17 protein-coding genes and 1 pseudogene are annotated in these 25024 nt (G+C 42.5%); 10 read left to right on the forward strand and 8 right to left on the reverse strand.

The genetic code is table 11. From position 1 onward, the window contains the following. Window positions 1-68 precede the first annotated feature (68 nt). Window positions 69-1717: pseudogene (locus FTU09_RS06650) on the forward strand (IS66 family transposase). A gap of 170 nt (window positions 1718-1887) precedes the next feature. Here FTU09_RS06650 and tusA read toward each other — a convergent pair. Then, entirely contained in the window at window positions 1888-2145 is a 258-nt protein-coding gene (gene tusA / locus FTU09_RS06655) for a sulfurtransferase TusA (protein ID WP_004975955.1), read from the reverse strand. Window positions 2146-2342: 197 nt separating this feature from the next. Here tusA and FTU09_RS06660 point away from each other — a divergent pair, with 197 nt between their 5' ends. Next, the gene (locus FTU09_RS06660; protein WP_004975954.1) at window positions 2343-3182 is read left to right on the forward strand and encodes a CBS domain-containing protein; all 840 of its coding nucleotides are present in this window, start codon (window positions 2343-2345) and stop codon (window positions 3180-3182) included. Then, window positions 3179-4735 carry an apolipoprotein N-acyltransferase gene (lnt, locus tag FTU09_RS06665; protein ID WP_004975952.1) on the forward strand — a complete coding sequence of 519 codons (1557 nt, stop codon included), beginning with the start codon at window positions 3179-3181 and terminating at the stop codon, window positions 4733-4735. Before FTU09_RS06660 ends, lnt begins: the two co-directional genes overlap by 4 nt. Before the next feature lie 112 nt (window positions 4736-4847). Here the strand turns inward: lnt and gspG are convergent, their stop codons facing one another. Together gspG and gspF are read right to left on the reverse strand one after the other, a co-directional pair. Next, a complete protein-coding gene (gene gspG / locus FTU09_RS06670; RefSeq protein ID WP_019836048.1) occupies window positions 4848-5282 on the reverse strand; it encodes a type II secretion system major pseudopilin GspG in 435 nt (144 codons plus the stop codon). 76 nt (window positions 5283-5358) lie between these two features. Next, window positions 5359-6564 (reverse strand): type II secretion system inner membrane protein GspF, encoded by a 1206-nt coding sequence (gspF, locus tag FTU09_RS06675; RefSeq protein ID WP_180079863.1) that lies wholly within the window; start codon window positions 6562-6564, stop codon window positions 5359-5361. A gap of 152 nt (window positions 6565-6716) precedes the next feature. Between gspF and FTU09_RS06680 the strand changes: the two genes are divergently transcribed. From FTU09_RS06680 to FTU09_RS06710, 7 genes are all read left to right on the forward strand, one after another. Then, window positions 6717-8939 carry a primosomal protein N' gene (locus tag FTU09_RS06680; protein ID WP_180079865.1) on the forward strand — a complete coding sequence of 741 codons (2223 nt, stop codon included), beginning with the start codon at window positions 6717-6719 and terminating at the stop codon, window positions 8937-8939. 72 nt (window positions 8940-9011) lie between these two features. After that, window positions 9012-10853, forward strand: coding sequence for a monovalent cation:proton antiporter-2 (CPA2) family protein (locus FTU09_RS06685; protein WP_180079866.1), 1842 nt, complete (start codon window positions 9012-9014; stop codon window positions 10851-10853). Between the two features lie 50 nt (window positions 10854-10903). Continuing rightward, entirely contained in the window at window positions 10904-11779 is an 876-nt protein-coding gene (hslO, locus tag FTU09_RS06690; protein ID WP_004975941.1) for an Hsp33 family molecular chaperone HslO, read from the forward strand. A gap of 258 nt (window positions 11780-12037) precedes the next feature. Continuing rightward, window positions 12038-12502, forward strand: coding sequence for a DUF2147 domain-containing protein (locus FTU09_RS06695; protein WP_004975938.1), 465 nt, complete (start codon window positions 12038-12040; stop codon window positions 12500-12502). A gap of 209 nt (window positions 12503-12711) precedes the next feature. Further along, a complete protein-coding gene (locus tag FTU09_RS06700) occupies window positions 12712-13173 on the forward strand; it encodes a DUF2147 domain-containing protein (protein WP_004975935.1) in 462 nt (153 codons plus the stop codon). 382 nt (window positions 13174-13555) lie between these two features. Next, a complete protein-coding gene (locus FTU09_RS06705; RefSeq protein WP_096901332.1) occupies window positions 13556-13891 on the forward strand; it encodes a chaperone modulator CbpM in 336 nt (111 codons plus the stop codon). Between the two features lie 90 nt (window positions 13892-13981). Further along, window positions 13982-14245, forward strand: a complete 264-nt coding sequence (locus FTU09_RS06710; RefSeq protein ID WP_131261090.1) for a YdcH family protein — start codon at window positions 13982-13984, stop codon at window positions 14243-14245. Between the two features lie 289 nt (window positions 14246-14534). Here the strand turns inward: FTU09_RS06710 and FTU09_RS06715 are convergent, their stop codons facing one another. From FTU09_RS06715 to FTU09_RS06735, 5 genes are all read right to left on the reverse strand, one after another. Continuing rightward, window positions 14535-15773, reverse strand: coding sequence for a magnesium transporter CorA family protein (locus FTU09_RS06715; RefSeq protein WP_180008399.1), 1239 nt, complete (start codon window positions 15771-15773; stop codon window positions 14535-14537). A gap of 223 nt (window positions 15774-15996) precedes the next feature. Then, entirely contained in the window at window positions 15997-18084 is a 2088-nt protein-coding gene (gene pnp, locus FTU09_RS06720; protein WP_171257431.1) for a polyribonucleotide nucleotidyltransferase, read from the reverse strand. A 261-nt stretch (window positions 18085-18345) separates the two neighbouring features. Then, entirely contained in the window at window positions 18346-18615 is a 270-nt protein-coding gene (gene rpsO, locus FTU09_RS06725; RefSeq protein WP_004975922.1) for a 30S ribosomal protein S15, read from the reverse strand. An 821-nt stretch (window positions 18616-19436) separates the two neighbouring features. Further along, window positions 19437-21179: an exodeoxyribonuclease V subunit alpha gene (recD, locus tag FTU09_RS06730; RefSeq protein WP_218945015.1), complete on the reverse strand. Its 1743-nt coding sequence runs from the start codon at window positions 21177-21179 to the stop codon at window positions 19437-19439. Window positions 21180-21288: 109 nt separating this feature from the next. Continuing rightward, window positions 21289-25008: a UvrD-helicase domain-containing protein gene (locus FTU09_RS06735; protein ID WP_180079893.1), complete on the reverse strand. Its 3720-nt coding sequence runs from the start codon at window positions 25006-25008 to the stop codon at window positions 21289-21291. Window positions 25009-25024: the final 16 nt, after the last annotated feature.

The following is a 25024-nucleotide window of genomic DNA, read 5'->3' on the forward strand; positions in this document are numbered from 1 at the left end:
CTCGACCATTCTGCCATCCTCCAAACGTTCTATTTCATTCTCTTCATGACCTCAGGCATACTGCGGTCATGAATACGCTGCCTGACTTAAGCCAACTGACCCATGAACAACTGCTGGAATTCACCAGACAGTTGGCAATGCAGCATCAGTCTCTAGCACAATCTAAACAACAACTGGAACAATCAAATCAGCAATTAGATGCCAGAGTTCAACATCTTGAAGTCACCAATCAGCAATTAGATTCTAAAGTTCAACATCTTTCCATTCTCAATCAAAAATACGAGCATGAACTCGCACTATTTAAACAGCACAAATTCGGCAGTAAAAACGAACATCTCACTGCAAAACAAATCCACCTGTGGGACGAAGCTGTTGAAGAAGATATTGCCGCGGTTGATCTGGAACTGGAACGGCTGAATGCAGATAAAACCAATGCAGCGACACAGAAAGCCAAAACCAATAAACCTAAACGTCGACCACTGCCAGATCATCTACACACCATCCGTATTGAGCATGAACCTGCATCAACCCAATGTGCTTGTGTGGATGCCAACTCCGGCGTATCGGCGAAGATGTCAGTGAAAAACTGCATTTCAGACCGGCACAGTTCTATAAGGAACAGCATGTGCGTGGTAAATGGGTCTGTGATCAGTGTGACACTCTGACTCAGCAAGCGATGCCCGCCTATGTGATTGATAAAGGCATTGCTTCACCTGAATTACTCAGCCATGTGCTGGTATCGAAGTATGCCGATCATTTGCCGCTGTACCGTCAACGTCTGATCTATCAGCGGGCGGGAATCGAACTTTCTAGATCAACTTTATCTGACTGGATAGGTCGCTGCGGTGTAGAACTGGAACCTCTGGCTAATGCCTTAAAAGAGGTGGTACTACAACAGCAGGTGCTGCATGCAGATGAAACACCGGTCACCATCATGCGGATGGGTGAGAATGATAAAAAACCGAAGAAAGGTTATGTCTGGGCCTATGCCACTACACAGTACAATCCAGTTCAGGCGGTGATCTATGACTTTCAGGATAGTCGTTCAGGCCAGCATGCTGCAGAGTTCTTGAAAGGCTGGCAGGGTTATCTAGTCTGTGATGATTACAGTGGTTATAAAGCACGCTTTAAATCAGGCCAGGTCATTGAGGTGGGCTGCATGGCCCATGCACGTCGTAAATTCCATGAACTGCATGTGACCAAAAAAAGTCAGGTCGCTGAACAGGCATTAGTGCTGATTCAGAAACTGTATGCCATAGAAGCAGAACTCAGGAAAAAGACCGATGGTACAGCAGAACAGCGCCGCGAATACCGACAACAGCATAGTCAACCGGTGATGCAACAACTGTATGAATGGCTCAACCAACATCATCTGACAGTGCCATCGAGTTCTCCCACCGCCAAGGCCATCAATTACACTCTGAAGCGTTGGCCAGCCTTAAGCCGCTATCTGGATGATGGCAATCTACCTATTTGCAATAATTGGGTCGAGAATCAGATGCGTCCCTGGGCGTTGGGGCGCAAGAACTGGCTGTTTGCAGGTTCGCTGCGCAGTGGTCAGCGAGCGGCAAACATCATGACGTTAATCCAGTCAGCAAAGCTGAATGGGCTGGATCCGTATGCCTATTTAAGTGATGTGCTGAAAAGGTTACCGACACATAAAGTGACCCAAATTGAAGAATTGCTGCCGCACTGCTGGAAACCTAAATCGAATTAAAAAATAGGTATGGGATTCAGCGGACGCTTACGAACGTCATGGCTAAAAACACAAAAGGCATATTTCAACTTGCATGAATTGCAAATGAAATATGCCTATATGGATCACATGACTATTTTATCGTGTTTAAATTATAGTGTTCTAAAAGTGCTGAGGCTAATTTTTGCCTATTAGCCTTTTTTCACCAAATAATGAAATTCTTTATTGCCTTGCTCATCTAAGCGTTCTTCTTGCAATAACAACTCATGCCCCAAATGCATGCAAAATTTTGGAATATCCCAAGACGTCGAATTGTCAGTTGCAAACACTTCAACCACATCGCCAGACTTAGATTTGCGAATGGCTTGATGCAGCATCATCACAGGTTCAGGGCAACGCAAACCGCGGGTATTCAGTTGAATACTAGGTGTGACAGGAAGTTCAGACATGCACAGACTCGATATTAAAACATCGGGCTAGTTTAGCATAAAGCGCAGCCTTGTTTTATGTGTTCCCGCTACGCATAGCAACACATCTCGTGACGTAATTGCCGTCATTTTCTCCCAAGATTAGCAATAGACAACTGTATTTTCTAAGGTATGATTAAGCTAAGTTTTTTAGATATAAAGAGTCTTTAGGAAAGATCATGCACGAGGAATCAGGCCCATCGTGGGGTATGCGTGGCCTAAGAAAATGGTTAGGCACTGCACCAGAAACCCGCGATGAATTGCTAAAATTAGTACAAGATTCACGTCGTTTTTTAGAACCCGATACGGTGGCAATGCTCGAAGGTGTTCTGGATTTACCTGCCACCAAAATCCGTGAAGTCATGACCCCACGTACCGCCATGATTAGCTTACAAGAAGATGATGAGCTACTCGACATTTTGCATGTACTGGTCGAATCGGCACATTCACGTTTTCCTGTGTTCTCATCTGACCAACCCGACAACGTGGTGGGGATTTTATTGGCAAAAGATTTATTGCCTTTACTGACCGAACAAAGAACCAAAGTCGATATTCGCGCCTTAATGCGTCAGCCGTTATTTGTGCCTGAAAGTGCTCGTTCAGACCAAGTATTGCGTATGCTCAAAAACACCCAAACCCATATTGCAGTGGTGATTGATGAGTATGGCACCACTTCGGGCTTGGTTACTTTAGAAGATATTTTAGAAGAAATTGTCGGTGAAATTGAAGATGAACACGACAATATTGACGAAGAAGCAGAATACATCATCCCCGATCACGACCCAAAAACGGCAAATACTTGGTTAGTACAAGCACTTACACCAATCGAACATTTTAATAATGTTTTAGATGCAGATTTTTCTGACGATGAAGTAGAAACTGTGGGCGGTTTATTGCTTCAGGAAATTGGTTTGGTGAGTGATTTGCAAGGACAAGTGATTGTGATTGGCAACTGGGAGTTTACCATTCTTGAAGCAGATGCCCGCACTATTCATCTGATTCGAGCCGTACGTCAATGAGGACTTTTTTTTCCAAGCTGTCTAATCCTGCAGAACATCAACAACTGCCCTTAATTTATCCATTAATCATTGCCCTATTGGCAGGTGCAGTGTTTAGTTTGGCACTTGCTCCCTATCATTACTGGTGGATTGCCTTACTTTCACCTGCTTTGCTGTATGCGACTTTAAGCAAACGCACCCCGAAACAGGCCTTTTTGATTGGTTGGTCTTACGGGATTGGGTTGTGGTTTGTCGGAGCATTTTGGCTCTATACATCCATTCACGTCTATGGCGACACCAATGCCTTTTTAAGCGTGCTGATGATTGTCATTATGGCGCTGTTGATGGGTTTGTTTACTGCCGTACAAACGTGGTTATATCGTCGGTTTTTCCCTGAAACACCACTGACTTTTGCACCGCTATGGGTATTTTTTGAATGGGCGAAAACTTGGGTCTTTACAGGTTTTCCATGGCTGTTTGCAGGTTATGCCTTCACCGAACGCTTTTTGGATAGCTATGCACCGTTGTTTGGTATTTTCGGGGTGTCTTTTGTGGTCATCTTGCTGGCCTGTGCGTTGGTTGAAGTCCTTAAAAAGCGTATCTTCTGGCTGATTCCATCGGCAATTTTACTTTTGGGTGCATGGGGTGCAGCACAACTCAGTTTTGTAACTGCAAAATCTGAAAAGCCACTCTCGGTTTCTCTGATTCAAGGCAACATTCCTCAAGACTTAAAGTGGCTAACCGAATACCAAATTAAGACCTTGGAAATTTATACCCGCTTGACCCGAACTGAATGGGGACGCGACATTATTGTTTGGCCTGAATCATCCATTCCAATGTTCCAGACCGATATTGAACCGTTTTTGGATGCCATGAAAACACAGGCTGAAAAAACGGGCAGTTCGTGGGTGACAGGTATTCCGTATTGGGACTTGCCTGAATCACAAGTGCAGCAACATCCAATGTATTACAACAGCATTATGGCAACGGGAGATGCGGCTGAAGGCTTGTATAAAAAGCAGCGTCTGGTGCCTTTTGGTGAATATATTCCGCTTTCAGGCTTACTGAGTTGGGTACTACCTGCGATGCAAAATGACCCATCCATGAGTGGTTTTTCACGTGGAGCGTCTGAGCAAAAACCGCTTGCAATTAAACAGCATCATTTGGGGGCAGCCATTTGTTATGAGGTGGCTTATCCGAACCTGACCCGCCGCAATGCTAGCCAAAGTGACTTTTTGGTAACAGTATCCAATGATGCTTGGTTTACGGGTACTGCAGGGCCATTGCAACATTTACAAATGGTACAAATGCGCGCCAAAGAAAATGGACGCTGGTTTGTTCGTGCCACCAATACAGGTGTGACCGCATTTATTGACCATCATGGGCATATTGTCAAACAAGCGCCAATGGATCAGGAATTTGTGCTGCGTGGTGATCTGCCTGCCATGCAAGGTCAAACACTGTATACCCAACTCAGCGATTGGCCTGTGCTGATTTTCTCATTGCTGTTGTTAATTATGGGGTGGATTTATCGACCACGTCAGGTGGATGTGTCGTTTAAATCACGTCGTTAATAGTACTGTTCAATAGCGGCTAGAAATAACCATTCATAAAAAAACCGAGCATTAAGCGCTCGGTTTTTTTTGGAGTTCACTGAATCAATATATAGACTCAACTCATCTTCTATTAAGGCTGATAATAAATGTCGGCATCGGTACCTTCACCACCCTGCTGACCATCTGCACCAAAAGAATACAAGTCAAATGGACGACCTTCTGAACCCGGAATCACATATTGGATGTCATTATCCCAACTGTCTTTCGGATAGCCTCCTTTCACATAACCGCCTGGTAACCAGTTTTTAGCCGAAGCAGGCTGATTCACCAAGGCATCTAAACCACCATCTTGCATAGAGGGATATTTTTGATTATCAAGTTTGTATTGATCGAGTGCACCTGCCACACCTTTTAAGGTAATTACCGTGGTATCGACTTTGGCTTTTTCACCACGTCCCATTACATTCGGTACGATTAAAGCCGCCAACACACCTAAAATTACAATCACCACCATGACTTCAATCAGGGTAAAACCTGACTGTTTGCTCGATTGCTTCTGTTTCATTCAATCTCTCTCATTTATTGATATCAATTCGACATTTATTTTCGGTTCAGTCTGAAGAACCATGCTTTAAATTGATTTAAATCATATTGTTCATATTCACAATTGGCAGCATTACCGCAATCACAATCACCAGTACAATACTCGCCATCAGTACCAACATCAACGGTTCTAATAATGCCAACAGGGTAGAAATCAGTGTGGTCACTTCACGGTCTTGCATGTCTGAAGCACGTGACAGCATACGGTCTAACTCGCCCGAGGCTTCACCACTTTTGATCATTTGTACCATCATCGGTGGGAAATAACCACTGCGCTCTAATTGCGTCGCCAAGTTACCACCTTCAGTGACTTTTTCTGCCGCCAAATTGACCGCATCACGAATGACCCAGTTGTTACTGACCGCAGCACCAATTTTTAGCGCATCCACCAAAGGCACACCCGACTGAGTCAAAATAGACAAGGTACTGGCAAAACGCGCGGCATTAATCCCACGTGATAATTTTGCAAATAACGGCAACTTTAAGGTTAAACGGTCAAAGGCATAATGCCCTGCGGTGGTGCGTAAAAAACGCACCAACAACAATACCCCCACCACAGAAGCCACCAGTAAAAACGGCCATGCAACACGAATAAAGTCACTGGCTTTCATTAATGCCACGGTGATCCACGGCAAGGCATCTTTGCTCTGATCAAAGGTTTTAACAATATCGGGTACGACATAAGTCATTAAACCCATCACAATCGCAAAAGACATCAGCATTAAAATGATGGGATAAATCATCGCCCCTTGAATTTTTTTCTGCATGGCAAAGCGGTTTTCGGTGTAATCTGCCAATTGTTCCAGAATTAAATCCAAATGCCCCGAACGCTCGCCTGCGGCAATGGTGGCAATATATAAGTCTGGAAAACGCCCCGATTGTTGTAAAGCATTGGCCAGTGAATAACCTTCCAAAACTTTGGAACGCACCGACATCAGCAAATTTTGCACATGGGCTTTTTCACTTTGTTTACCCACAGCGCGAACGGCTTCTTCCAAAGGAATCGCAGCAGCCACCAAAACCGATAACTGACGGGTCAGCAAAGCTAAATCATAGGCGGTGATTTTTTTCTGAAACCATTGTTTGCCACTGTGTTTATCTTTTTGTTCAACGGCATCGACACTGACAGGAATCCATTCTTTGTCACGTAATTGCTGACGGATTTGTCGTGCAGAATCACCCTCTAAAACACCTTTTTGCTGCTTCCCTGAAGCGTCAATGGCAGTAAATTGATATGCTGGCATTGTAATGCTCTAATTTTCCAAAATTTCTTGCAACGCAGTTGCGTCTGACCACTAAAATCATTCATATTCTTAGATATAAATTCTGTGCTCACTCTAACACATGCCAAAGTCGAGCACGAAGCCATTTTTCACAGGACGATACGACTTTTTCTATGCCAGATTCAACTTTAGACCCACAGCCTGTTTATCGTATTCGAGTGGCTGTGCCCGTATATCTTTACGACTGCTTCGATTATATGCTCAGTGCAGCACAATATCAGCAAGCAGAAGTGGGTGCGCGGGTCTTGGTTTCTTTTGGTCGGCAAAACTTGGTCGGGATTATTGTCGAAAAACTGGCACTCGATACTCCAATTGATCCACGCTTTAAACTCAAAGCCATTAGCGAACTGTTAGATGAGCAAGCGATTTTAGACCCTAAAGTTTTAACTTTGTTGACATGGTCGGCACAATATTATCAATTCCCGATTGGTGAAGTGATGCAAAGCGCCTTGCCTAGTTTATTGCGCCAAGCCAAACCCTATAATTTATTGGCACGCACTTGGAAATTATTGGACGCACATGCCGAAACTAAAATTACACGCTCGGAAAAACAACAAGAAGCCTATAAAATTTTAAAGCTGCATCCTTCGGGAACTTCTGAAAATATTTTAAATTTGGCAGGCATTGAAACAGCAACCCTAAAAGCCTTGGCGAATAAAGAAATTTGCGCATGTGTTTTGGAAGCCCAAGATTTTAGCCCAATGCCAGTGACTTTGGCGCAAATGCCTTTAACCCCTAATCCAGATCAGAAAAAAGCCATCGACAGCGTACTTAAAGTACGGCAGCAATATAAGGCATTTTTACTGGATGGTTTAACGGGTAGCGGTAAAACTGAAGTGTACTTACACATCATGCATGAGGTACTAAAACAGGGCAAACAAGTGTTGGTGTTAGTACCTGAAATTGGTCTAACGCCACAAACCATTAGCCGTTTCCAATCGCGTTTTCACTGCCACATCGCCCTCTTACATTCAGGTTTAAATGATTCCAAGCGTTTGCAGGCGTGGCAAGCCGCACAAACGGGCAAAGCCTCGATTATTTTAGGTACACGTTCTGCGATTTATACCCCATTGCCAAATTTAGGCTTGATTATTTTAGATGAAGAACACGACCTGTCTTTTAAACAGCAGGAAGGTTTTCGCTACCATGCCCGTGATGTTGCGCTCTATCGTGCCCATCTGGAAAATTGCCCTGTTATTTTAGGTTCGGCAACTCCAAGCATTGACAGCTATGCACTAGTCGATCAAGGCAAAATGCAATGTCTGGAATTAAATCAACGCGCGGGCACGGCACTCATGCCCAAAATCCACCTGATTGATTTAAAAATTGCCAAAAAACAGCACGGTATTAGCCAACAATTGATTGATGAAATCAAAAAACGCTTGGCTAAAAAAGAACAAGTTTTGGTGTTTTTAAACCGACGCGGCTATGCACCCGTATTGATTTGTGAGAGCTGTGCATGGCAAGCCAAATGCCCGAATTGTGATGCCAACTTTACCTTGCATCATCAACCTTATACACATTTGCATTGCCACCACTGCGGTACGATTCATCGTAAACCTGAGCAATGCCCTGCCTGCAACCATGCAGAACTCAAACCAATTGGCATGGGCACTGCCAAAGTCGAAGACAGTTTAAACGAGCTGTTTCCCAATGTAGATGTGATTCGGGTAGATCGTGACTCAACCAGTCGTGTTGGCAGTTGGCAAAAAATTTATGACCGTATTCAACGCAGCGAACCACTGATTTTATTGGGCACGCAAATGCTGGCCAAAGGGCATCATTTTCCGTATGTGACATTGGTGGCAATTTTAGATATTGATTCAGGCTTACTTAGTGTGGATATTCGCGCACCTGAACGCACGGCTCAACTGATTGTGCAAGTGGCGGGACGTGCAGGGCGTGGTGAGCATAAAGGTGATGTTTATTTGCAAAGTGTGCGTCCTGATCATCCACTTCTCACCACATTGGTCGAGGGAGATTACCGCAAGTTCGCCAAACAAAGTTTAAAAGAACGCAAAGCTGCACAATTACCGCCTTATCGTTACAGTGCTTTGATTCGCTGTGAATCTAAAAGTCAGGAATTAAACCAGCAATTTTTACAACAACATGCACAATGGCTTAGAGAACATTCAGAACAATTAATTGAAATTTGGGGGCCGATTCCTGCGCCAATGGAACGTAAAGCAGGACGTTTCCATGCACACATGGTGTTGTTGTCTAAAGATCGGGCACGCTTACATTTTTATATCAGGAACTGGTGGCAAAATATGTTGCATGAAAAGCCATCCAGCATGAAACTAAGTTTAGATATAGATCCGCAAGAATTTAGCTAATACTGTAAATTGAAACTTAGCTGTATCAACACTTATTTCAATAATCCACCGCTTTAAACTTTGGATGACCACATGTCCTTATTGTTACAAATAACCATTTTTCTAGGCGCTTCATTGGTTTTGGTTCCCTTACTAAAACGCTTTGGTATTGCGACCGTATTGGGCTATTTGTTTACAGGCATTTTGCTAGGGCCTAGCGTATTCAATATTGCCAGCGACCCCGATGATATTCAGGAACTGGCAGAATATGGTGTGGTGTTCCTGATGTTTATTATTGGCTTAGAACTGCGTCCACAACGGCTGTGGGAAATGCGCAAGCCCATTTTTGTTTTGGGTAGTTTACAGGTCGGCATCACGGGTATTCTACTTGCAATCTTGGCTTTTTTTGCCTTACAGCAAGGCATTGCCTCAAGTGTGGTGATAGGTTTTGCACTGGCACTTTCCTCTACAGCCTTTGTGCTACAAATGTTGCAAGAAAAGCAGCAACTCAACAGCAGTTATGGACAACAATCCTTTTCCATTCTGCTGTTTCAAGATATTGCCGCTATTCCTTTAATTGCCATCATTCCCATGTTAGCAGGTGCAGAATCGACTCATCATGGCATTGCTTATTTTGCTGCAATCATGGCGACCTTTAGCGGTTTGTTCTTATTTAGCCGTTATCTCATGCGTCCATTTTTTCGTTTTGTGGCTAAAAGTGGCGCACATGAACTGATCACTGCTGTCGGTTTATTCATTGTACTTGGCGTGGTCAGCATTATGGATGTGCTGGGCATTAGCACCACCTTAGGTGCATTTTTAACAGGCGTATTGTTGGCAGATTCCGAATTTAGACATGAGTTAGAAGCCAGTATTGCCCCATTCAAAGGCTTATTGCTAGGCTTATTTTTTATGACCGTCGGGATGAGCACCGAACTGGCAATCTTAATGAATACCCCTTGGCTGATTGTAGGCGGTGCATTGCTGCTCCTGCTCATCAAACTGATTAGCCTCACGGCCATTGCCCGTTATTTCCAATATTCTTGGCGCAATAGTTTGTTGTTGGCGACTTGCTTGGCACAAGGCGGTGAGTTTGCCTTTGTGGTGCTCAGTGTCGCACAAAGTGAAAGTGTGCTCAGCCAGTCCATGCTGCAACCACTGACCTTAATTGTGACTTTGTCGATGGTGTTGACCCCAATTTTATATTGGTTGATGAGCAGTCAAATTATTCCTCGCTTAGAACGTGAAAAATCGCCTGAATATGACGAAATTCCCGATACACATCACCCCATGATTATTGCGGGTTTTGGTCGTTTTGGACAAATTATTGCCCGTGTGGCGTACTTGCAGCATCTGCACTTTACTGCCATCGACAGCAATATGGATAAAATTGATTTTGTGCGGAATTACGGCGGTAAAGTCTATTATGGCGATGCCACTCAACCTGAAATTTTACGTGCCGCAGGCATCGAGCATGCCAAAATCTTTATTCTAGCCATTGATGATATTGAAGACTCAATGAACGTGGCACGGCATATTCGCCTGAATTATCCAGCGCTAAAATTACTGGTACGCGCTCGTGATCGTCATCATGTGCACTTATTGCGCGATTTAGGCGTTACCTATATTTGGCGTGAAACGTATTTATCCTCTTTAGGCATGGCCTATCAGGCTTTGCGCGATTTGGGCATTAATGAAAAAGATGCCTATAAAAGCATTGAGTTGTTCCGTGATTATGATGAACAACTCTTGGCACAACAGCAGCACATTTATACCGATGAACAAAAAGTATATGAAACCCATCGTAACGCTTTGGCAGAACTGGAACACCTGTTTGAAAGTGATGCACAAAACCGTGAAATGCCCTTGGGTGTCGATTTAAAACGCGGCTTGCATAGCAGTCATATTGATGTAACACGTGATGCAGCAAACTGACTTGTGTTTTACAATATTGCCACCATTAAAACAGGGTTATGGAGAATTTTATGTCTGATTTACGCCAACGCTTTTTTATTGAAGATAGCCCTGTTCGTGGTGAAGTAGTTCATCTCGAAGAAGCTTTGCAAACCATTTTGAAACAACGTGATTATGTGCCTGCGGTACAAGTGTTGTTGGGAGAAATGCTTTGCGCCACTGCCCTACTGGCCAGTACCCTAAAAATTAAAGGGCGTATTAGCTTACAAATTCAGGCATCTGGCACATTTAAATGGGCCATGGCGGAATGTAACCACTTGGGTGAAGTGCGTGCGTTGGCAGACTACGAACAAGACCCGCGCTTTTTAAGCGCTGAAGACAGCAGTACCGTCCTGAAAAGTTTGGTCAGTCCTGTACTGTTTATTAATATCGAGCCTGAATTTGGTGAGCGTTATCAAGGTATTGTGCCTTTGGACAAAGCCAATTTAGCTGAATGTTTAATGCAGTATTACGACTTATCGGCACAAATTCCAACTCGTATTGTGTTGGCAAGCAATGCCGAACGTGCGGGCGGTTTGCTGATTCAATTGTTGCCGCGTAACAGTGAAGAAGAACAACAACGGGTCGATGAAGATTTATGGCCGCGTGTGACCATGCTGACTGAAACCTTAAAAGCGGAAGAATTGACTGATTTAGACGTCAATGAAATTTTGTACCGTTTATACAATGAAGAACAAGTGCGTTTGCCTGAAGTGGAAGCCTTACGTTTTGGTTGCACTTGCTCCAAAGAGCGCTGTGCCAATGCCTTAATGCAAATTGGTGTTGCTGCGGTACGTGAAACTTTGGAACATCAGAACCCTATTACTATGGATTGTCAATTCTGCAGCACACAATATAGCTTTAGTGCCGAAGAAGCCTTAGGTTTATTTGGAGAACATCTCAGTTAAATGGCATGGTGAATACCATGATTAATATGTGATGTAATGCTGAAAATTCATCAAAAATGAGCAGTACATTCTGCTCATTTTTTATTTACGTGATGACCATCGTCAAAACCTATTATTTTATTACTTTTCATGTGATTAATTTCACAAAACTTTCATGCAATTACTAGAAAATACCGCGTAAATTGGGTATAAATAATCCCATATTTTTTTTATGCCTTTATATATTTTAGGCTGCTTCTTCTCTGGGATATTGATTTTATGAACACCCTGTTCTTTTCTCGTTTAGCATTCATCAGCGCGATTTGCTGTTCAAGTTTAGCTTATGCAGCCAATGCAGACCCACTTTTGGGCAAATGGAAAACATTAGACTACCGCACAGGTTTTTCATTGTCTGACGTAGTCATGAGTAAAGATAAACAAGGTGCGTATGCCGCTACGATTATAGAACTACGTGCGGTTCCTGGCGCACCGCGTTTGGAAAATTGCACACTCTGTACGGGTAAAAATAAAGATAAGCCACTGTTAGGTTTTGTGCCATTAAGTCACTTAAAAGCTACGCCAAGCAATCAAATTGAATTTTATGAAGGTGACTATTTAGACCCGCGCACAGGTAAACAATATAAAACTCGTGCACGTTTAAGCAGCAATGGCAAACATTTAACCCTTTATAATGTAGACCTTGCCACCAATGCCAGCCGCAAAATGACGTGGGTGAAATACTGATATTATTCCTCACCAATGCGATAAAAGCTGTGTTCTGCACACTTTTATCGGAATGATTAGATTTAAATTACCAACTCCATAACACTTATATCTTTTCCTGCCTGACATCTCACACTGCTCAATTTGCTTGTTTATTACATTCTTGCTATAAAACCCGAAATAGAATTTTTACTCTATTTTTTAAAATAACAATTTTGGGGATGCTGTTCATGAAAATAAATTTCAGAGGGATTTTTGCGGGTTTCGTTTTAACAACCCTCTCAAGTGTTGGCTTTGCAGAAAGCGATCTACTGGTCGGTAAATGGAAAACCATTGATGATCGCACAGGTTATTCACGTGCCGATGTCGAAATTCGCAAAAAGCCAGATGGCACTTATGAAGGCATTATCGTGGAAACCCGTAATATTCCGGGTGCAGAAAAAATGGTGATTTGTAGCAATTGTCCAGGTAACTTAAAGAATAAACCTTTTATTGGCTTGCCATTTATTTGGGGCTTTAAACAAGATGCTAAAAACCCACGTGAATTTAACCAAGGTCATGTTTTAGACCCAATTGGCGGTAAAGTTTATAAAGGCAAAGCTCGTTTAAGCGCTAACGGTAAGCGCCTCACCTTACGTGGCTATGTAGGTGTTTCAGTGATTGGTCGCAGCGTGACTTGGGTAAAATACTAATTCCAAAAACTAAGATATTGATTTACAGGGTTCTTTTTAAAGAGCCCTTTTTATTACCAAATTTTGAAACAATCCTTTTAAACACCGTACGACCGTTCAATCCAAAATATTGAAATAAAGGATGGCATTGAATAAAAAATAGACTAATATCTATAAGACATCTATACGCACAAGCCAAATTGACACATCAATATAACAGGCGTGAGCACAGCAAAGGGTTGGCTGAATTTCACCAAAGGAATACAAATAAAAGATTCTATTACAGCGTACACAGGCTAAATTAAAGAGAATCACTTATTGGATATCCACCAATTATTGATGTAAAGCAATCCCTCATTTCAGGCGAGCCAACTCGTTTGAATTCGATCAGAAGGAGTATGCCATGACCACTATTTTATATCGTGAAATCACTTCAGACGGACAGCACACAGAAATTATTGAAGAATTTACCCAGTTAGATTTAAAAAAATTTGCCGAAGCGTGTGGGCAAAGCCCTGAATGGGTCTTACAACTTTTAGAATATGACATCCTGCCTTCCCGCCCTGCCGAACGTATCCACCAATTTTTTGGTGAAGATATCAACCGTGCACGCCAAGCCTATCGGCTGCAACGTGATTTTGATGCCAGTTTTTCAGCTGTCGCCATGATGCTTGACCTGATTGATGAAGTGCAAAAATTACGTAAAGAAGTTAAACATCTGAATTTTCAACATAGTTAATCCTCACGCTCTAGTTGTGTGATTCATCACCTTGCTAGAGCGTTTTTCTTTCTATGCCCGTAAATTTTTTTGATGAGAATGATCTACACAATGAAAACTAAAGACTGCAACAAGAAGATTAAAAATATGTTTCCTGAGTTTCGTGATTTAATTCAGGGATTACGCGACAGCAATCCACATTTTTCAAAAATTTTTGAAGATCACGAACAGCTAGACCGTGAAATTAGCCAGTTAGAGCTTGATCCTGTGCATCAGATTAATGATGACATTGAAGCGCTGAAACGCAAAAAATTAAGACTGAAAGATGAAATGTATCACTTGCTGCTTAAAGCGCAAAATGATCAATTAGCTTAAAAGCTCATACAAGTCTAAACCGTACATCTAAATGCAATGATATGCAGGACACAGCAAGAAAAGGCAAAAAGCAAAAAAGATGGCATATTCAAATCTGAAGCTAGTGTTCAAAAATCTGCCATCTTGAGCTAAATGTCTGACTATCCTGCTCAATCTGTGGATAAGCTTATCAGTCCTATGGATAACTTTTGAGGTCTGTGGACAACTTTTAAATCAATACATTATCTTGTGAATCCGCATTGGATGCAGGACTCAATCCATCACCACATCCGTAAGTTTATCTTCTAGATCATTTAAGTTTAGTCAGTTTTTCAACTTCTTTAATGGTGCCTTTCACGGTTTGCTTAATGGGTTCATAGTCTAAAAACCAAAATAAATTCATGGGTTGGTCATTATGTTGCTGTGCCAACATATCAATCACACTTTTTTCACCCAGACCGACAAGGTGCCTACGATAAAAATAATACAGCAACAACAAAGTAGTCATCACCATTACCCCAAGCATGATCCAAAAGGCCTGTGCGTGTTTCAGCCCCGGCATAAACTCAAAGTTCATACCATACACCCCTGTAAATAAAGTCAAAGGTGCAAAAACTGCGGTAATGATGGCTAAAATCCGCATGTTTTCATTGGTCTGGTTGGCAATAGCAGAAAAATGCAGATCAATTGCGGTTTGCACTGCAGAGCGTAAGCGAATGGTATGCTTTTGAATTCGTTCAATGTGACTGGTCAAATCATCCAAACGTACCAAAATAATATCCTGCCGTTCACTACGTTTTTTGCCACGTAAATGTGGGTAGTTATCGACAATTTCATCACGCAATTCCTGCAAGGCTTCTATTTGCTCTTCACATAAATTTTCAACTTGCTGAAACGCCATATTTTCTTGCAGCAATTGATGCCAACGGGTAAAACGACGATGTCCCTGCAACAACTCTTGTTGCCAATATTCCACACGGCGGGTTAGCGGCATGCGAATATCCAAGTAATCATCCGCTACCAAATTCAGTAAACGCAACGTTAAATCTAATGGTGTTGCTGCCAGTTTGCGTGCTTTATTCTGTTCTTCAATCGGGCGTTGTACCGCTGCTTCCACACGTGACAAATAGCTTTCCATGACTTTATTGCCCTGTTCCCGCACACTAATCAAAATCTGCGGTGTCATAATAAAGCTCATCGGCGTAGTGGCCAGTCCAAAAATCCGTTCATGTTTCTCCCCGACTTGTTGCCCTGTTGCAATACGGTCTTCGGGTGTGATCAGTTTACGGAAAATCAATAAGTCATAATCATCTAAAGTATCAAACGCACATGGATGCTCTATATTTAAAATATCGCGCACATGATATTCATTGAGCGATAATTGACTGTACTGAAAAATCTCTTGTTGCCACTGTTCTGCACGGTTAAGCACATCATCACGGGTGCAATCAATCCAGATAAATTCAGGCTCAAGCCCTTCAATTGCCTGTTTTTGCACATAAATATTGGTTTTATGATTGGTATGCAGATAAAAATAATAACTTTGCATAGAACGGGCACTCTATTTCAGTTTTTTTGTACGGTTTTTTGAGATTTTAAGATGTACTCAGTTTAAGCATGGATCAGGCTTCTTTTCAAATACATGCTGTAATTTATGCCGCTTTTCATACAACAAAGATGGTTTGTACGATGCAACAAAATTTTTAGCATAAAAAAACCCGCATTCAGATTGAATACGGGTTTTTTGACCATTTCAGATCATCAACACAGCATTACGCTTGTTCGATATCTTTCATAGTTAATTTGATACGACCACGGTTGTCTACATCAGCAACCTGTACTTTCACTTCCTGACCTTCTTTCAACACGTCTGCAACGTTGGCAATACGCTCATTTGAAATTTGAGAAATGTGAAGTAAACCGTCAGTACCCGGAAGGATATTTACGAACGCACCGAATTCAACAATACGGATTACTTTACCTGTGTAAATTGTACCCGGCTCGATTTCAGCAGTTAAAGCCTGAATTTTTGCAACAGCAGCTTGTGCAGCAGCTTTGGTTTCACCAAATACGCGCACTGTACCGTTGTCTTCAATATCAATTGCCGCTTTAGTTTCTTCAGTAATTTGACGGATGGTTGCACCACCTTTACCAATTACATCACGAATTTTGTCTGGGTTGATGTTAATCACTTGGAAAGTTGGCGCATGCATTGAAATTTCTGGACGCGCACGTGAAATCACTTGGTTCATTGCATTTAAGATATGCATACGACCCGCATAAGCTTGGTTTAATGCAACTTCCATAATTTCTTCGGTGATGCCTTCAATCTTGATGTCCATTTGCAGTGCAGTAATACCGTTGGCAGAACCTGCAACTTTAAAGTCCATGTCGCCAAGGTGGTCTTCATCACCCAAAATGTCAGAAAGTACCGCGAAACGCTCGCCTTCTTTCACTAAGCCCATTGCGATACCCGCAACTGGTGCTTTCAATGGAACACCTGCATCCATAAGTGATAACGATGCACCACAAACAGACGCCATAGAAGATGAACCGTTTGATTCAGTAATGTCAGATACGATACGAATTACATACGGGAAGCGATCTGCTGCAGGAAGAACAGCTTGCACACCACGACGTGCCAAACGACCATGGCCAATTTCACGACGTTTAGGGCCAGACTCACGACCTGTTTCACCTACAGAGTATGCAGGGAAGTTGTAGTGCAACATGAAGTTGTCAGTTTTAGTACCCGATAAGGTATCAACCATTAAGGCATCACGTGTATTACCTAAAGTGGTGGTAACCAAAGCCTGAGTTTCACCACGGGTAAACAATGCAGAACCGTGCGCACGGTCTAGAACGCCAACCTGTACGTCAAGCGCACGAACGGTTTTGGTGTCACGACCATCAATACGTGGTTTACCAGACAAGATGTTGTCACGTACGGTACGGTATTTAAGATCTTCAAAGAGTTCGTTCAAGTCATCTGCAATGCCAGTTTCGTCATTTTCAGGAACGAATTGCGCAACGGCTTCTGCTTGAAGTGCATCTAATGCCGCATAACGGTCTTGTTTGATGGCAATGGTATAAGCTTCAGAAATTTTTGCTTCAAACGCTTCTTTTAATTTTGCACGAAGGTCTTCGTTTTTCTCAGGAGCAGTCCAAGTTGACTCAGTTGCACCAGCAGCTGCAGCAAATTCTTTGATCGCTTGAATCGCGATTTGCATTTCGTCATGACCGTAAAGCACTGCGCCTAACATTTGGTCTTCTGAAAGTTCTTTCGCTTCAGATTCAACCATCAATACAGCAGATTCTGTACCTGCAACCACAAGGTCAAGGTCAGATTGCGCCATTTGTTCAAAGTTCGGGTTCAGTACATATTCGCCGTTAATTAAACCCACACGCGCCGCACCAATTGGGCCACGGAACGGTGTACCTGCAATTGCAAGTGCAGCAGAGGTACCTAACATTGCAGCAATGTCAGCTTCCATTGTTTTGTCAGAAGATACAACAGTCGCAGTGACTTGAATTTCGTTGTAGTAACCTTCTGGGAACAACGGACGAATTGGACGGTCAATTAAACGTGAAATTAAAGTTTCTGCTTCAGAAGCACGGCCTTCACGCTTACCATAACCACCTGGGATACGACCTGCAGCATATTGTTTTTCTTGATAGTTAACAGTCAGTGGGAAGAAATCTTGCCCCGCTTTTGCTGTTGGTTGAGCAACCACTGCAACCAATACAGTCACGCCGCCCATAGTAATCATCACCGTGTTGGCTTGACGCGCTACACGACCAGTTTCAAGTACAACTTGGTGCTGACCAAATTGGAATTCTTTACGAATAATATTAAACATCGACATGTTTTATTTTTTCCTAGTTCTTGTGAACAATTATTCTCGTGGAGACCCCTAAGGTTTGGCATTCACAATACAATTGTTTAGGTAAATGACAAAGCTTAGAAGCCGACCTCACTCGAATGAAACACGATTTTTAAACACAAAGAAGGAGCGAATCATTCGCCCCTTCCACTGATCTAGCCAAGGCTAGATATACTTTAGTTTTCAGTAATACAGCATTCAACATGCAATAGTCCGAAAATAAAAGCTTAAATCGAATTAACGACGTAAACCTAAAGCAGCAATCAATGCGCTGTAACGAGTCACATCTTTGCCTTTAAGGTAGTCAAGTAACTTACGACGTTGGTTAACCATACGGATTAGACCGCGACGGCTATGGTGGTCGTGTTTGTGCTCTTTGAAGTGACCTTGTAAGTCATTGATTTGAGCAGTTAAAAGTGCTACTTGAACTTCTGGTGAACCAGTGTCGTTTTCAGCACGAGCAAATTTAGCAATGATCTCTGCGCGATCTGCGTTTGTTAAAGCCATTCGATTTCTCCGAGATGCTTAATAAAAAGATTTGATACCGATCAATTGATTGCTCAATTGACTGCCGTGCATCACTACAGCAAGGGCATTATTTTAAGGCAAAAACGTGCCGATTGCAAAACAGAACGACAAACAAGCACTTTTAATTTTGAGATGTACCAATAAAAGTATGATTTATGCTAAGGGTATACACATCATGTTAGGTATAAAGTGTCTAAGGAAAATAAATATACAATTGTATATGATTGATAATATGTAATATTTTGCCAACTGCTTTTCATCCACTGGAATATTTTGCCGTTAAAATAAAACAGCCCGAGCATAGCTCGGGCTGTTTTTTGCGCTGTAGTTTCTTGTCTTATTATTCTTATTGTCTTGTTTATTGTGGTTATTTGCGCGTTTTCGCGTCTTATTCTCTGAACATTCCTGTTCTTGCTTTCACGTCCTTGTGTGGTAGATTTTGCCACAATACTAAAGTGAAAGAAGTCGTATTTCTCGTATCTGTTTGTAAGCTTTTTCTTACAACAGGTAAGCATTGTCAGCATTTTGCAAATCACCCAAACTTACAGGCATAAAAAAGCCCTGTAGTCTCTCCCAAAACTACAAGGCTTAGCGGCTGTAAGTTTCCTCTTCTCACTCACGTCCTGTCAGTTCGCTGTCTTTCGACATTTATCGTTATTATTCTGCGATTATGCTCAACTATCCCTATTGAGCTTTTTATGTGAAGTCATCTTCTCAAAAAGATCTTGAAATCTCTATGCGCAAATTTCTCGAATCAATGTAAGCCATTTCGTACAAAACCATCTCTTATTCAGTTTTACTTAACAATCCAAAGCGTCATTAATTCTGGCTAATAAACCACTGCTGCGACGGGTACGAATCATCAAAGCTTGCTGCAAAGCTTGCGCATCAACCAACAAACTTACGACTTTTTTAGCACGGGTAATGGCAGTGTAGATCAGCTCCTTACTCAGCAAGTTTTTTGCCGCAGCATCCAACACTACAGCTGTATGAGTAAATTCAGAACCTTGCGATTTATGAATAGTAAGTACAAATGCGGTTTCAATATTTTTAGGTAAGCGTGTTGCAGGCACCCACTTATTTAAACTTGGAAAATATACTTCAAACTGGCGCTGATCATTCTGCTCTCGCATAAAACAGATGCCAATATCACCATTCGACAACCCCAGTTGATAATCGTTATAGGTCATCATGACGGGGCGTCCTGCATACCAATCGCCATGTTTGGTTTGTTTTAACTGTTGCAACAAGCGTTTTTCAATCTGCAAATTCAGTTGTTGTAAACCCAAATGACCATGACGAATTGCGGTTAAAATACGGTAATCATCAAATACATTCACCACATTCTCAACATGCGCTTGAAATGCTGTACTTGATTGTTCCAAGCCCAAAGTATGTGCTTTTAATACCGCTACATAAGCCTGATAACCATACATCAGCTGATCATAATAATGCGCTAAATTTTCCGCTGAAATTTGCCCATTTTGCTGAGGTAAATATTGCAGTTGTAGGGCATCTATTTCGACTTGCTTAAATTGAATTGGCTTTAATTCACCTGCTGCCACGACTTGCTGTTCAAACTCAGCCAAAACCTGTGCAGGAGAATGTTCTTGCTGAATAAACTTCGCCATTGCGCCAATTTTTGCACCTTCAGCAAAACGACGTGTGGTCACTAAATTGACACGGTTATTTGCGAGTTCAGGCACTTGCTGTAAATCGGCCAATACTGTACCGACATCGACTGAAGCCAATTGATTGGCATCGCCCAACAGAATTAAACGTGCCTGCGCAGGAATGGCAGCCAATAACATCTGTGACAGGCTTAAATCCAGCATCGACGCTTCATCGACCACAATCACGTCATAAGGTAGAGGTTGTTTAGCGTGAAAACGTGGCTTGCCTGTATTGCCTAAGCCCAATAAACGATGCAAAGTCACGGGTCGTAATTGACGTAAAGCATCGACATTAAACATTTGTAAAGCTTGACTATTCAAGGCATTTTGCAAAGCTTCATCCATCCGCTGTGCCGCTTTGCCTGTTGGTGCAGCCATCGCAATCCGAATATTTGGCAAAGCTTGATTAAGCACCGCAACAATATGCGCCAAAGTATAGGTTTTTCCTGTACCTGGCCCACCAGTGATAATACTTAAACTTTGAGTTGCCGCAGTCTGTAACGCTTTTTGCTGCTGTGGATCTTGCAATAAATTAAGCTGTTCGGCTTGTAATTCAAAGGACAAAGGCGGCTGCGCCTGAATCCGTAAAATATCGCTAGCAACCTGATGTTCCAGTTTCCAGTAGCGATACAAATACAAACGCTGCCCATCAAATACAAACGGTGCAATTTGTGGATCAGGATTTAAAGCGCTACGCTGCAAGTTCATGTGCAAATGTTGCAATGCCGCCACTTGTTCTGCGGTTGCAGGAATACAGCTATCCCCTTGCTGAATAGCATCGAGTACCTGTTGCATCAAAATTTGCGCTGAAGCATCAAAAGTGACATTGCTAAATGGCGGCTGACATAGGTAATCCATCCACGCCTGCATTGGCGTTTGAGCTGAATTTAAGTGAATATGCTTGTTTTCCACACAGTTATCCTCAAAGTTATCCACAGGATAAGCAATTGTTTTATTAAGTCGATAAGCTGACTTAGCGTTATTTTTTAAGTTCAAAGTAACCCAATATTTGATCTAGTTGCAGAATAAATTCCGCATCTGGCCGCCAATGACAAACCCCTTGCCCTGCTTGCCCCTGCATACCACGCAAATACAAATAACTGGCTCCACCCAAATGTTGCCGAATATCATAATCTTGCAAACGACTGCTCAAATAACGGTGCAACGCCACCAAATACAAGGCCGCTTGTAACCAATAACTCGATTGGGTCATGTTGTGTTCAAGGTTGGTTTTTTCATAATCGCGCTGATCGGCACCCAAATAATTACTCTTATAGTCGGCAATGTGATAACACTGCCCATCAAAATAAACCAAGTCAATTGAGCCTGTCAGATAACGCGCAGTAGCGGCTTCATTTAAATCTTGAATAGGATGTCCCGCATCTTCAAACAATTGCTGAATTGCTTGAATAAATAAGCGCTGATCTGCCAACGCCAAATAGAATGGAAACTCTGATAAATAATGTGCAGTAGATAAGGCGGAAAGCTGGAAAGTATCGTGCAAAGGAGTATTCAACACATCCTTCAGCCACTCGGTCATGTGCGCAAAAATATCTGCTTCCTGCACAGTCGCGCTGCCTTTGGCAGTGTCGAGTTTTGCAATCAAATCTACCAATAACACATCTGAATTAAACTCTTTGTCGTTATGAAAACGGCGTTTGACTTCTTCAAAAATGTCATCATGACTGGCTTGAAAGTCGATATATTCAAAGAGTTTATGTAAAAAACTCCCCGCTTGAGTACCACGCTGAAAATTAGCTTTGATCCATGCAATCGGTTGAGCCACCTGTACGATTTCCTGTTCCGTTTCGACAGGTTCCTGATTGATTTCGTCGGCGGCAGCAGCCTGCTCCTCGCTTGCCAATGCCAAAGTATCGCTACGCATGGCGGCAGGTAAATGTTGTGCCAAGCCACTAAAACTGGTTTTGGTTCGTGGATAAAAGCGACGCTGCGGAAAATCTGCAGCTTCAATCTTAATTTCTTGCACTTGTTCAAGTTGTAATGCTGCCGCCAATTGTGTCAGAGGTGCTTCATCACAGCTCCATGCTGCTGCAATTTCTGCTGAACTTGGCGCTTGTAAACGCCAGACATTTAAACCAGCAGATTTTGGTGCAGCCTCTTTTTTACCTTCTTTTGCAGGCGTAGGCTGTTTTAGCATCGCATAGACCCGATAACTGGCACGGGTGAGTGCCACATACCAAAGCCGATTCAACTCTGCCAAACGGCGCTCACTGTGCTGCTGCATTGCTGTGGCATCTATGTCTTTATGTTTAATGGCAATGATACGTTGCTCAATGCCTTGCTCTTCCTGCGTTGCAAACACCAAAGCAGACTTGTCAGATTTGGGCGGCTGATCTGCCGACATCAAAAAGACCACTTTAAACTCCAAGCCTTTGGACTGGTGAATGGTCATCAATTTCACGCCTGCCGCATTAGAAAGTTTTCGTTCAATTTCCCAATCGCGTTTGGCAGGTGATTCAACTTGCTGTAAATACCAGTAATACAGCATGTAAGCCCCTTGATGGCGTTCACTTTGACGACTCAGCAATTCGGTTAAATGGCGTAAATTCACCACATGCCGTTCATTGTCAAAACTGCGTTTTGCCACCAAATTTTCCCAAATTTTAAATAAGTTCAGGCAGTAATTCCATGCGGTTAAAAAGCCTTTATTGACCCACATTTCCCGAATGCAGTCGAAGTCATAAATAAACTGACCTAACCCCTGTTGCTCAAGTTCAATCAACTGTTGCAGGTTATAACCCAATAAACGTGTCAGTAAGGCACGCTTGACCTTGGCTTCATCATAAGGATGTAAAATTGCAGTTAAAATTGCCGCCACATCTTTGGCTAAAAAGCCTGTAAAAACACTGCGCTGGCTACTTCTATTGACCTGAATTCCAATCCGCTCAAGCTCGTATTGGGCTTGATCTAGCTTTTGATGACTGGTCGATAAAATGGCAATATCATCAGCTTGCAAAGCAACTTTGCCTTCAGAATGATCAAAATATAAATCGCCTGCGATACCTTGATTTAATAACGCGCGAATTTTCCATGCAATTTGAATGGATTCATCCTGATCATGTTCCACCGTCACCCAACGCAGCGGTGCAGGATTGACCTGTTGCCGATCCATTAAAGCAGGATGAGGACGTGAACCTGCAATGACAGGTTCATAAATCACTTTCTCACCAAAAGCGGGTTGGCGTTGAAATAGCTCGTCCACCACACAGACCAACTCTTTCACTGAACGATGATTTTGTCTGAGTGAATAAATGCGACCTTGCTTTTTCAGCACGTCATCACGGGCATTGTTATAGGTCAGCATATCGCCACCGCGAAAACCATAAATCGCCTGCTTAGGATCGCCCACCATAATCATGCAACCGCGCGCATACCACTTCGGATTACGCCAAATTTGCGCCAGCATGTCGTCTTGATCTTGGTTAGTATCCTGAAACTCATCCACCAAAATCAGTGGATAACGGGTATGCACAAACTGCGCAAAACGCTGCCCACGTTCGCCCTGCAACGCTTCGGCTAAGCTGCGAATTTGTTGGGCAAAAGTGGTTTCCCCTTTTTGCTGTAAAAGTTGCGGTAAACGCTGCTTGACGTGTTGTACCAAATAGAATTTTAAATTGGTATCCACCAATTCAATTTGACGCTCAAAATTAAGTTTGGCATCCACAACTGCTTTAATTTTTCGGATTACAGGATGATCAAAAAAAGCATCTTGCACCTCTTGCGTACATGGCGCTTTCGCTTTGTTAAAAATAGATTTTCTGAGCTTACCGTCTTGATTCAAATATAGTGCAAAGACCGCATTAAACAATGCGGCAAGATGTGAATTAAAATAATGTTCTAAAGGGCTGTGCTTAATTTTTTCAATCAGTTTTGGCAAAGTCACTGTAAATAGTGGCTGCAACCCCTTCTTATCACTCCCCGCGACATAATCGGAAAAATTAAAGCTATATTCACCATCATAATATTCTTTTAATTCTTCAATTTGCGTCATGGTGATACTGGCTAAATTCTGCAACGCCTCTGCTAAATCTTGTACATCCAATTGTGCCTGATCTATGCCCTGAATCTCTGCCGATGCAAAATTCAAACTGGTATTGACCAACCCCTCATAGTCTGCTGCAGATTTCAACCGCCCACATAACAGCATATAGTCCACAACATGCTGAGGCTGTGCTTGAATCCATTCACGCAGCACATCATGCACCAATTGTTCAGTATAGACCGATGCTTGGTCGGTAATATTGGCGCGCTCAATTTTGCCGCTTTCAAAGGAAAATTCACGCAATAATTTTTGGCTAAAGCTATCCAGCGTTCCGACAAATAATTCATCGAGTTGTGCAATCACCAAGTTCAAACGTGAACTGGCATAGTCCAGTTTTAAGCGATATTCCTGCAGAACATTTTTGAGTAAAGGGTCTTGTAGTTGTGTAATTTTTTCTGCAAGGGCACGCTGATCTAAAGACTGGTTTAAACACTGATCGATATATTGTTGGGTTTCAAGCAAACGTGCACGAATACGACTTTTTAGCTCGGCTGCTGCGGCACGGGTAAATGTGGTCGCAATCACCTGATTAGGCAAATAATCTTTCAGGAAAATCCGCACCATCAAACTAGATAAAGTATAGGTTTTTCCTGTACCTGCCGATGCTTCAATCCAATGCAAGCCTTTGAATTGCATCTCTTGAATTGGGTCA

Origin of the sequence: Acinetobacter sp. YH12058 (assembly GCF_013419805.1) — a bacterium.
In the GTDB taxonomy this organism is placed as follows: Bacteria; Pseudomonadota; Gammaproteobacteria; order Pseudomonadales; family Moraxellaceae; genus Acinetobacter; species Acinetobacter towneri.